10 protein-coding genes and 2 pseudogenes are annotated in these 9,358 nt (G+C 36.9%); 2 read left to right on the top strand and 10 right to left on the bottom strand.

Annotation, left to right across the window (positions count from 1 at the left end; genetic code table 11):
• From RHOW815_RS09065 to RHOW815_RS04865, 7 genes and pseudogenes are all read right to left on the bottom strand, one after another.
• Positions 1-168: helix-turn-helix domain-containing protein (locus tag RHOW815_RS09065; protein ID WP_350339772.1), on the bottom strand; the 168-nt coding region annotated here is incomplete at its 3' end.
• A 119-nt stretch (positions 169-287) separates the two neighbouring features.
• Positions 288-791 carry a GNAT family N-acetyltransferase gene (locus tag RHOW815_RS04895; protein ID WP_215217219.1) on the bottom strand — a complete coding sequence of 168 codons (504 nt, stop codon included), beginning with the start codon at positions 789-791 and terminating at the stop codon, positions 288-290.
• 16 nt (positions 792-807) lie between these two features.
• Positions 808-1,611 (bottom strand): annotated as a pseudogene (locus RHOW815_RS04885) (transposase family protein).
• Positions 1,612-1,640: 29 nt separating this feature from the next.
• On the bottom strand, positions 1,641-1,760 hold the full coding sequence (locus RHOW815_RS04880) for a transposase (protein ID WP_215217217.1): 120 nt from the start codon (positions 1,758-1,760) through the stop codon (positions 1,641-1,643).
• Positions 1,761-1,813: 53 nt separating this feature from the next.
• Positions 1,814-3,772: a heavy metal translocating P-type ATPase gene (locus RHOW815_RS04875; protein WP_215217216.1), complete on the bottom strand. Its 1,959-nt coding sequence runs from the start codon at positions 3,770-3,772 to the stop codon at positions 1,814-1,816.
• A gap of 1 nt (position 3,773) precedes the next feature.
• Complete coding sequence (locus RHOW815_RS04870; RefSeq protein ID WP_215217215.1) at positions 3,774-4,496, bottom strand: VIT1/CCC1 transporter family protein; 723 nt, start codon at positions 4,494-4,496, stop codon at positions 3,774-3,776.
• A gap of 4 nt (positions 4,497-4,500) precedes the next feature.
• On the bottom strand, positions 4,501-5,778 hold the full coding sequence (locus RHOW815_RS04865) for a M18 family aminopeptidase (RefSeq protein ID WP_215217214.1): 1,278 nt from the start codon (positions 5,776-5,778) through the stop codon (positions 4,501-4,503).
• Positions 5,779-5,988: 210 nt separating this feature from the next.
• Here RHOW815_RS04865 and RHOW815_RS04860 point away from each other — a divergent pair, with 210 nt between their 5' ends.
• A complete protein-coding gene (locus RHOW815_RS04860; RefSeq protein WP_215217213.1) occupies positions 5,989-7,206 on the top strand; it encodes an MFS transporter in 1,218 nt (405 codons plus the stop codon).
• Between the two features lie 76 nt (positions 7,207-7,282).
• Entirely contained in the window at positions 7,283-7,483 is a 201-nt protein-coding gene (locus RHOW815_RS04855) for a helix-turn-helix domain-containing protein (RefSeq protein ID WP_215217212.1), read from the top strand.
• Here the strand turns inward: RHOW815_RS04855 and RHOW815_RS04850 are convergent.
• The 3 genes and pseudogenes from RHOW815_RS04850 to RHOW815_RS04840 form a co-directional block, all read right to left on the bottom strand.
• Entirely contained in the window at positions 7,444-7,728 is a 285-nt protein-coding gene (locus tag RHOW815_RS04850; RefSeq protein WP_215217211.1) for a helix-turn-helix domain-containing protein, read from the bottom strand. The two genes, RHOW815_RS04855 and RHOW815_RS04850, sit on opposite strands and share 40 nt — an antisense overlap.
• Before the next feature lie 544 nt (positions 7,729-8,272).
• Positions 8,273-8,914, bottom strand: a complete 642-nt coding sequence (locus tag RHOW815_RS04845; RefSeq protein ID WP_215217210.1) for a CatB-related O-acetyltransferase — start codon at positions 8,912-8,914, stop codon at positions 8,273-8,275.
• 20 nt (positions 8,915-8,934) lie between these two features.
• Positions 8,935-9,219, bottom strand: a pseudogene (locus RHOW815_RS04840) (transposase); the annotation flags it as partial.
• Positions 9,220-9,358 lie beyond the last annotated feature (139 nt).

Below are 9,358 nucleotides of genomic sequence, written 5' to 3'. Positions count from 1 at the left end.
CTTAAGTTCCCTACTAATAGTGCTATGATGAACTTTTAGAATGGTTGCTATTGAGCTAGATGTATCGCCTCTAGCTTTTAAAATATAAATCTGACATCTTTGGTCATACGTTAGGTGATGGTAGCCTTTAGTCAAGGTCTCTTGTTGTGTTTGATTGTTAAAAATCACAATAGAGATTCTTTCATCGCCTGCCTATTCTTTTTTTTAATTCTTCTGTGCACTTCAAACTTGAAAAGACTCTTCCAAAGGTTTTATGAAAACTATCTTTATGACTTATCGAAAAGATTTTAAACAGGCCTCTTAGGATGCAAATCTCTCATATACAGCTCCATTTGGTAGTGAGGGACTGGATGCCAGCTTGCAATAAACTCTCCCATGATCTTAAAGCCCACTTTTTGATACACGTGGATGGCTCGTTTATTGGTCGCTTCAGGGTCTGTCAGAACTCTTTTCATATTTGGAAACTGGCTGATTAAAAACTCTTGAATCATCGGTACAGCAATCCCTTTCCCCAAATAATTCAGGTCACAAATGAACAAATCTAAGGTAGTCGCATCATTTCCTTTAGGAGAAGTTATCAGAAAAGCGAAAGGGATATCTTTATCATAACCAATCCAGTAGGTAGTATTAGATTCTCCTTGAAAAAACTTTTCCAATCCGTTTAGGGTATTTTGAAGTCCGACTCCATGAATCCACTCAGCAACATGGGGTTGTACAAGCCATTTGTGAATAAGAGGCCGATCTTCTAATACCAGTGGTTTAAATGTAAACCGAAATTTAGACGGCATCATACCTTTCCTAGTAGTTTCATCGTATTTTCCATAGCCTGCGACATTTTTCTATCCACGCAAAAGAACGCTCTACAACCCATCTTTTGGGAATAACTGTAAAAGTATGAAGTGTATTTCTTTTGGCTATTTCTACTATACATCCTAATATCTCCTGCATACTCTTTGCAAATTTTTCTCCAGAATATCCTCCATCTGCTAAAACATTTTTTACACCGAACAAATGGTTTTTATGTAGTGAAAATGCTTCTATACACCCATTTCTACCATTGATATAATTGCGCCTTTCTACGACTATTTGTCTTTTGATCGAATGCTTTTTCTTTTTTCCGGAGTAAAATTGCGATTTTTTATCCTCTTTTTATCTTTGACTTTTTTTTGGGACGCTCTATAGGTGTTTCTGATGCATCTATAAGAATTACTTCGTATTCCATGTCACTCTTAAGAAGAGCTTTTTTAAAAAGTGGTTACCAGTGGCGTAAAAAAAACTTTTATCTGTATCACTCTTCAAAAGAGCTTTACGTCCTGGTAGCTCAAAATCTGGATGCTTAATTACTGTGTCTTCCAACCATTTCACTGTTTTATAAGCATTACTTTCACTGACTGAGTAACTTTGGCTTATGTGAAAGTAAGTCCTATATTCTCTAATGTACTCTAAAGTCATAAGCAGCATGTTTTCTATGCTTATCTTCTTTTTTCTTCTCTTCTTTGTTTTTCTATCTTTAACTTCTTGCTCTAGAATACCTATCATCTTATCAAACGTCTTTTGCTTAACACCGGTTAGACGACGAAACTTTTCTTCATCCAATAGAGGATACAATATACTCTCAAAAATTTAATTTCGAAAGAAGTCTAATATCGATTATTGAGAACTTTTTTATTCATGAATCGCCAAAGGCGTTCAATCAGATTGAGATCGGGAGAATAAGTAGGACAAGGATTCTGTACCTCACAATAGAGACATTGGCTCATAGAATCTTTAATTTTTTTATAAGTTGCTTTCCCTGTAGAAAATAGCTTAAGGTTTATTGTCTAAGGAGTCTTAGGCTATTTAAGCCCACAAGAACGGTGCCTCCTTCGTGGAAGATAACCGCAAGCCAAAGGGGAACCAAACCTAAAAGGGCAGGGAGGGTTACTAATAGAATAACAGCAAGAGCTAGGGTGATGTTTTGTTTGACAATAGCAATTGTTCTGTGGGCTTTTTGAATCATCCAATCGAGTAAAGAAAGATCATCATTGAGAAAAACAATATCTGATGCTTCAATTGCTGTAGCACTTCCTATTGTTCCCATAGAGATACCCACAGTGGCTCTTGCTAGGGCAGGAGCATCATTAATTCCATCGCCAACCATAATAAGACCTTGGCTAGTAGAAAGTTCTGCTACTTTAGCTAATTTATCTTCAGGTTTTAAGTCTGCATAGATTGTAGAAATAGCTAATTGCTCAGCTACATCTTTTGCAATTTTTAACTTATCACCTGTAAGCATAACGGGATGAAGTTTTTGGTTTTTTAGTCGATCGATTAAGGGTTTTGATTGAGCTCGTAAAGTATCGGTAAAATGGAAGAGAAATAGAGTATTTCCTAATAAAAGATAACTATTTAGTGTTCCTTTTTGAAAGATCTCAGGAGAAAAGGTTTTAGGTAAATAGGGTAGGATAAATGCTGAATTACCTATGTAGACAGGGACTTTGCGGTTTTGTAAAAAAACAAAACCTTGTAAACCAGAACCTGGAATAGATGTAAAATCTAAAAGTTCCGAAGGCTTAATTTGTTTTTCTTTTGCATAAGAAATAATAGCATCTGCAATGGGATGTACGGCAAATATTTCTAACCCATAAGCTGCTTGTAATCCTTCTTCTAAAGTATAGCATGGAGCCTGCTTTGGATGGATTATTTCTAATTTTGTGCAATGAAGCTTTCCCGTTGTTAATGTTCCTGTTTTATCAAAAGCTACAGTGTGACATGAGGTAAGTGCGTCTAAAATAATCCCTCCTTTAAGCAAGATGCCTTTACGAGCGCAGCTACTGATTGCACTTAAATAAGCCGTTGGAGTTGCTATGATTAATGCGCAAGGAGAAGCTGCAATTAAGAAAGATAACGCGCGGTAGAGCCCTCCTTCAGCTCCTAAATAGGTGATGGGAAAAATCCAAGGTAGTGTGATTGCAAAAATTAAAAAAAGTGAGATGATACTCATCGCATACCATTTACCAAAACGATCTAAAAAGCGTTGCAGACGGGGTTTTGATTCTTGAGCTTGAGTAATGAGCTCAATAATCCGATTTAATGTGGAATCACTACTTGTGCGAGTAACCTCTACTGTAATAGTGCCATCAAGATTATAAGCACCTGCCTGTACTTCATCGCCTAGTTTTTTACTAACAGGGCGACTTTCTCCTGTTAAATGACTTAAATTTACAAAAGAACTACCCTTAATAACAACAGAGTCAAGAGGAACAATTTCTCCTGCTTTAATCAGCAGGGTGGTTTTAAGAGGGATATCTTTTACAGATCTCTCGTAAATAGCTCCATCTTCTGCTACTACGTAGGCAAATCTAGGAGCTATTTGATGCAAACTAACCAGGGCACTTTTTGTTTTTTCTGTAACTAAAGTTTCCATAGCACCAGATAACTCAAATAAAACAAGCAATAAGGCTCCTTCCATACCATTCCCTATTAATACCGATAAGAGAGCGGCTAAAGTCATTAGTACATCGATATTAATTTCGAGATTTTTTATATCCCCTAAAGCTCCAATTAACGCAGGGGTTCCCGAAAAAAAATAAACAAATAACAGACAGAGATTAGAAAAAGCAGGGTTAAGAAAGGAAAAAATAAAAGCGCATAGTAATAATATTCCAGATATAAAAGCTGTTTTTAAAGAGAGGTGTTTACCCCATTTACGCGAAGAAGGGGTTAGAAAGGGACTGATGCTCTCTTCCTTACCCGAGGCAAAAAATTCATCAAAGAGATAAGGGCTATTCATTTTAGATGCCCTTGATTAACTGTTGAGCAAATATAACAGCGCCGCCAACAAGAACCAATACAGCACAATTCCAAACAGTTCTTTGCCAAGCTGAACTATTTTCAAGACGAGCAGAAAGTACAGTGGAAAAAACCGTTATTAAAAGAACGGCAATAGGCAGCCCAAATGAGAAAGATAAAGCATAACCTATTAAACACAAAACAGCGCTTATTAAAGCCCCTAACAAGGCAAAAGCGCTTTGTTTAAGCGGATGTTCGTATTGTTCTAAAGAGAGGCCTAATTCTTCTTCTAACATAATTTGTAAAAGACGATTGTCATCAGCCATCAGACAGTCGATCACTTCTTCGAGCAATTTACCAGAAAAGCCTTTTGCTTCATAGATTTCGGCTAGCTCTTCTCTTTCTTGATGTCTATGATGCTCAATTTCAAAGCGCTCTTCTTCAATCACACGATGTAATCTTTCCATTCGCGACCAGCCATTTAAAGCACTACGCGATGCTATAAATAAAATCAGACCAAAAGAGAGTAGTCCGAGAGTTTGCAAAGATAGTTGAATAAGCCATCCAATCAAAAGCGCTATCGCAAGCAATTTCATGCTTTCTGTTGCGGCAATTACATGGGAGGGAACTTCTGATCCATGTATTTCAGCTTTGAGAAGCATTCCTTTTTTACGTGCTTCTTTTAGATGTTCTGGAACTAACTTTCCTTTAAAATGTTTGGACATGATTTTATGATCCCTCTTGAACCAAATAGCTAAGCAAGTGCAACAGATCGAGGTAATCTTGACAAGCAATTAATTCCCTGGTCGAATGCATAGAAAGTTGAGGACATCCAATATCGATTGTATCAATTCCTAGATTAGCAGCCATGATGGGACCAATGGTGCTTCCACAAGGAAGATCAGATCTAGATAGAAAAGATTGGTAGTTGAGATTTAAGTTGTGACAAGCATGTACAATAGGAGCTACAGAAATTGCCTGGGAAGCATATTTTTGGTTTGCATTGTATTTAATCACAATCCCCTTATTTAAAAGAGGCTGGTGCTGTGAATCGTGTTTATCTATATAATTTGGGTTTAGCGCATGAGCCATATCAATCGAAAGACAAAGAGAACTGTTTTTCATGCGTGTTAGCGCTTCTACATCTAATCGAAGGTGGTAAGAAATGCGTTGCAATATATCTTGTAGGAAGGAAGAGCCAGCTCCTTCTACACTATAGGACCCTATCTCTTCATGGTCCCAAAAGAGCGCTATTTGTAGCTGGCTTAAGCTTGGTTTTTTACAATAGACTAAAGCAGCTAAAGCAGCATGTGCACTGACTAAGTTATCTATTCGATACGAGGCAAGCATTTCATTGTTTAATCCTATAAAACGCGCAGGTTCTTGTGGTACTAGAAAAAGATCGAAGGAAAGCAGCTTTTCAAAAGAGAGCTGACGTTTTAATAATTTTTCTAAGATATTTTTTTCTTGACTAGATACACTGACAAGAGGGCATAAGTGTTCTTGTTTATTTAAAATCACTCCTTTTTCATTCACTTCGCGATCTAAATGGAGGGCAAGCTGTGGGATGATAAAAGTAGCATCGTCTAAAATAACCAGGTTCTCTTCTGGTTGTTGATCCTTATTTAAAATAACTACTCTCCCTGCTAGAACCAGATCGCGATTTAGCCACGAAGAAAGCAGAGGACTGCCATATACTTCAACACCAAACGAGGTCATGTTTTGCTTAAGATAGCTGGGAAGTGGTTTGAGTTTAAGAGCACAGCTATCCGTGTGAGAGGCAAGAATAAGCGCTTGTTTAGGGGGGTTTTTAGGAAGGGAAAAAGCACACAAACTTCCTCCTCTTATCGTGAAATATTTACCACCTGGTTTTAATTTCCATTTATCGATTTCTTCTAAAGGCAGGAAATTATGAATGGCTAGACGATTACCTATTTCCTGAACAGCATGCCAAGAAGTAGGTGCTGTTTCTAAAAAAACTTTTAAATCAGCTAAAATGTGTGTCATAGAATTTTTGTTCTTTTACATTGCATTTATCTAACTTAAAATTTATATCACATGAGGTGGGATGAGAGCTATAATAATATGGCTTTTAAAAAAAGATAAAATTATAATGTTTCGAGCTGCTATCAGTCAATCTTGTTTTAAAAGAATATGACTTTAAAACATTTGTACTTTACTCTTTTTTGGAATTCAGTTTCACTCTGAAAAAAATGTATGCGTTTATTTCCTATATTATTAACTGTCTTTATCGATAGCTTAGGTTTTGGTCTGGTTTATCCGATTTTTTCTGTGTTGCTCATGAATCCTGAACAAGGATTTTTGCCTCTAAATACCTCTTTAGCGCTCCGAGGCTGGTTATTTGGATTACTGGTTTCGGGTTTTTGTTTGGGGCAGTTTTTTGGTGGACCGATTTTAGGGACTTTATCTGATTATAAAGGGCGTAAAAAAATTTTATTGCTCACTCTTTGGCTTGCTGCATCTACTTATGCATTGACTGTTTTCGGAATTATTTTTGAGAGTATCGTTGTCATTTTTATCTCTCGTTTATTAGGAGGAGTAGCTGCTGGTAATTGGTCTGTGGCTCAAACGATAATTGTAGATACCAGCACTGAGGAAGAAAAAACCAAGAACTTTGGTTTATTGGGAATGGCATGGGGAACAGGGTTTGTTATAGGACCTTATCTAGGAGGCAAGCTTTCAGATCCTTCTATATGTGCTATTTTTAATTTGACCACCCCTTTTTGGGCGGCTTCTGTTCTTTGTTTGCTTAACATTGCTCTTTTACTTTGGAAAATGCAAGAAAGCCTGCCAGCCATTCAGTTTACAAAAATTAGCTTAGTTGCTGGTATTCATCAACTTAAGGAAGCATTTACCTCTGTTAAACTTCGTAGTTTATTCTTCATGATGTTTATTTTTTGTATCGGTTGGGGGTTTTTTACGGAATTTTGTCCTGTTTTTTTGATTCGAGAATTTCACTTTAGCGGGTCTGAAATTGCTAATTTTTATGCAAGTATTGGTTTTTGGATTGCTTTCTGCCAAGGGCTTGTTATTCGTCCTTTCTTAAAATGGTTCTCTCCTAATTCTCTTATTTTAACTGCCTTACTTGGAATGGGTTGTACTCTAATAATTATGGTTTTTATAAAAGTTAAATTCTTTCTTTATTGCATGCTACCAGCCCTTGCTTTTTTTGAGGCTTTGCTTTTTCCATCTGCAACGACAATTGTCTCGAACGTGAGTGATAAGCAATCGCAAGGACATATTTTAGGCATTTACAATTCAGTGCAGTGGGCGGCAATTGGCCTGACTCCTCTTTTCTCGGGTTCGTTTGTAGCCATTTATCCTTATCTTCCTTTCGTTGTGGGAGCTATGGCTATGTTTTTTGCTCTTATTGTATTTATTGCAAATAATAGACCTAAAGAACTTATCTATTAAAAAATAATTTTTAAGATATAGTGGTTCCGATTCAATCGGATAGAAAAATATTTTGTTTTGTGTTAAGCTATTGAGTATGAAAAAACTGACCCCTAGCCAGATAGCTGACTTAGAACACAAGTTAAAGCATCCAAAAGACTATTCTGAACGGAATAGGCTTTGTGTAATTTTGGGCTATGATGAGGGTATCTCAACAAAAAATCTTGCTAAAGCACTTCGGATAAGCCCTATCACTGTTCAGGAATACCTCAGAGAATATGATTCCGATCCTGCATAGTTCAAATTCAGCAATGCTTCTTTGCCACCTTCTAAATAAGTTTTATAGTAACGCCTTATCGTATCCTCATCTAGGAGTAAAGCATGTGCTAATTGTGGGTATGTCCACCCTTCATCTAACAATAAAATAGATTTGATTCTATCGCATAGCCTTTTATCCCGTTCATGGCGATGACGAGCCTTGAGGAGGTCTTTTTGGTTTCTTGTTAAAAAGTTCTCTTTTAGTTGCATATGAGCAAAACTCATATCTCAATCCATTAGAAAATTTCAATGAATTTAGTGTTTGAAAAGTCTTTTTTCTAATGCATTTCAGTATATAGTAGTGCTAATGCAAACGGCTAGCTTAATGGGGTTCAAGTCAACGACTTGAAACTTGTCGTTAATCCTATATTTTTTTATGCGATTGAATCGGAACCACTATATACGATTTAAGTGCAGGTTTGCAAAAACTAGCTAAATTCCCTCTTTTAATTGCGGTCGATTCAAAATATTAGGTTGCAATAGTCCTTGTATTTCCATAAATTTATTAATTGATAAAAAAAATACAAGGAATGAATGTCTTGCACTATGCATGTAGTAGGCTCTGTAATTTCGCATTCGAAAGTACCACGGAAAACGGCAGGAAAAAATCACCCTTTTCCAGATATTTCTACTCAATTAGTCTTAAAAAAAACTATTTCAATCGCCGAAAAATGCATAACACATATAGCAGAGACAACAACTGCAAAAACACTTTTAGAAAAAGCCTCTATTGTACAACCAAAAGCTTGCTCTTTTGATGTCAATCATTCTACTCCTCCAAGCCAGCCGCTTCTAATCGATCCACATCAAGATTGCAGATCAAGGAAAGGTGACGATTAATTTTTTCAATATCCCAGTTCCACCAAGAGATGCGTAGAAGTCGTTCGATGGTCTTGTCATCGAAGCGCATTTTGACAATTTTTGCAGGGTTGCCTGCTACGATTGCATAGGGAGGAACATCTTTGACGACGACTGCGCGCGTAGCGATAATCGCTCCATTTCCGATCTTTACACCCCCCTTGACAAGCACATCATATCCAAACCAAACATCGTTCCCAACAACGATGTCCCCTTTTACAGGAAGATCAAATATATTGAAAACGTTTTCCCACCCTTTCTGAAAGATGGGAAATGGATATGTACTGATCGCATCGAGCTTGTGATCTCCCGTCATGATGAATTTTGTTTCTGCTGCAATGGCGCAGAATTTCCCGATGATGAGTTTAACTTTTGAGAAATCGTAGTTATAGAGGACGTTATATTCTTCAAATTTCTCTGGACCATGGCGCCTGTCATCGAAATAGGTATATTCACCTACGATAATATTGGTGGCCTTGACGAAGTTTTTTAGGAAGACGAGCTTCGTATAGTCCTTAATGGGGTAGATGGCGTTTGGGTCAGGGCCTATCATTAGATTTCTTGCATAACCCCTTATTTTAAAGCTTTCATTAGTGTGATGGAGTGGATTAATTTTAAAACTTTTTGGTTTTTTTTGCCAACTTTTAAAGCAAGAACCACCATATTCAGGCTTGTATGTAGTTTTCTTTCGCAATTTTTCCATAGCCTGCGACATTTTTCTATCCACGCAAAAGAACGCTCTACAACCCATCTTTTGGGAATAACTGTAAAAGTATGAAGTGTATTTCTTTTGGCTATTTCTAATATACATCCTAATATCTCCTGCACACTCTTTGCAAATTTTTTTCCAGAATATCCTCCATACACCGAACAAATGGTTTTTATGTAGTGAAAATGCTTCTATACTAGTGCCGATTCAAACGGCTAGCTTAATGGGATTTAAGTCAACGACTTGAAACTTGTCGTTTATCCTACATTTCAAAATATCTGTTATTTT

Source organism: Candidatus Rhabdochlamydia sp. W815, from assembly GCF_018642185.1.
Lineage (GTDB): Bacteria > Chlamydiota > Chlamydiia > Chlamydiales > Rhabdochlamydiaceae > Rhabdochlamydia > Rhabdochlamydia oedothoracis.
Note: the sequence above shows the minus strand (reverse complement) of the source record. Positions and strands in the feature narration are given on the sequence as shown.